The 218-nt window shown below is 57.3% G+C and carries 1 protein-coding gene; it reads left to right on the top strand.

Annotation, left to right across the window (positions count from 1 at the left end; genetic code table 11):
• Positions 1 to 2: 2 nt before the first annotated feature.
• Positions 3 to 218: Orn/Lys/Arg decarboxylase N-terminal domain-containing protein (locus FDX22_RS20310; protein WP_304571786.1), on the top strand; the 216-nt coding region annotated here is incomplete at its 3' end.

The raw sequence follows: 218 nt of genomic DNA, 5'->3' as shown, positions 1-218 counted from the left end.
TGGTGACGCTGGACAGTACCGATTTTACTGACGTCGCGGCAGTCGTCATTACCGTTGCGGACAGCCGCAGCGGGATCCTGGCTTTGCTGAAACGCACCGGGTTTCACATACCGGTGTTTATATTTTCAGAGACCAACGTGGATGACCTGGCAGACGTTGAAGCGGTTATCTGCGGCAATGCGCAGGACTGGCTGGAGCTGGAGTCTGCCGCCTGTCGG

The organism is Citrobacter sp. TBCS-14 (assembly GCF_005280805.1).
Taxonomy (GTDB): Bacteria; Pseudomonadota; Gammaproteobacteria; order Enterobacterales; family Enterobacteriaceae; genus Citrobacter; species Citrobacter gillenii.
Note: the sequence above shows the minus strand (reverse complement) of the source record. Positions and strands in the feature narration are given on the sequence as shown.